Below are 717 nucleotides of genomic sequence, written 5' to 3'. Positions count from 1 at the left end.
CCGTTGCCTTGATAGCTCAGTCGGTAGAGCAGAGGATTGAAAATCCTCGTGTCGGTGGTTCGATTCCGCCTCGAGGCACCATTTCTTCTCTTTTGAAGTTTGGTGTTAAGCAACGATAAAATCTGTTCCCTCTTAGTTCAGTTGGTAGAACGCCGGACTGTTAATCCGTATGTCACTGGTTCAAGTCCAGTAGAGGGAGCCACTATTTATTTCTTGGCTCAATAGAGCGGAGAGATTACAGAATTAATGTGCCGACTTAGCTCAGTAGGTAGAGCAACTGACTTGTAATCAGTAGGTCACCAGTTCGACTCCGGTAGTCGGCACCATTTATTCTCTTACTTCGGTAAGAAATGCAACAATAGCAATTATATTGCTGTGTTTGCCTTGATAGCTCAGTCGGTAGAGCAGAGGATTGAAAATCCTCGTGTCGGTGGTTCGATTCCGCCTCGAGGCACCATATTAAAATTTGATACGATTCGTCGTGTTGAATAGTAAAAGTTAATTCCCTCTTAGTTCAGTTGGTAGAACGCCGGACTGTTAATCCGTATGTCACTGGTTCAAGTCCAGTAGAGGGAGCCAAATTTATTTCTTCACTCAATAGAGTAAAGGAATATAAAAGAATTAATGTGCCGACTTAGCTCAGTAGGTAGAGCAACTGACTTGTAATCAGTAGGTCACCAGTTCGACTCCGGTAGTCGGCACCATTTATTCTCTTAC

The 717-nt window shown here is 43.7% G+C and carries 6 tRNA genes; all 6 read left to right on the top strand.

Annotation, left to right across the window (positions count from 1 at the left end):
• Window positions 1-5: 5 nt before the first annotated feature.
• The 6 genes from CZ809_RS20915 to CZ809_RS20890 all read left to right on the top strand — a co-directional run bounded on the left by CZ809_RS20915 (window position 6) and on the right by CZ809_RS20890 (window position 704).
• Window positions 6-81 (top strand) — tRNA-Phe (locus CZ809_RS20915).
• Between the two features lie 45 nt (window positions 82-126).
• Window positions 127-202, top strand: a tRNA-Asn gene (locus CZ809_RS20910).
• Window positions 203-250: 48 nt separating this feature from the next.
• A tRNA-Thr gene (locus CZ809_RS20905) sits at window positions 251-326 on the top strand.
• Between the two features lie 55 nt (window positions 327-381).
• Window positions 382-457 (top strand) — tRNA-Phe (locus tag CZ809_RS20900).
• A 46-nt stretch (window positions 458-503) separates the two neighbouring features.
• Window positions 504-579, top strand: a tRNA-Asn gene (locus tag CZ809_RS20895).
• Between the two features lie 49 nt (window positions 580-628).
• Window positions 629-704: transfer RNA gene (locus CZ809_RS20890), tRNA-Thr, on the top strand.
• Window positions 705-717: the final 13 nt, after the last annotated feature.

This window comes from Photobacterium piscicola (assembly GCF_900166965.1).
Lineage (GTDB): Bacteria > Pseudomonadota > Gammaproteobacteria > Enterobacterales > Vibrionaceae > Photobacterium > Photobacterium piscicola.
Note: the sequence above shows the minus strand (reverse complement) of the source record. Positions and strands in the feature narration are given on the sequence as shown.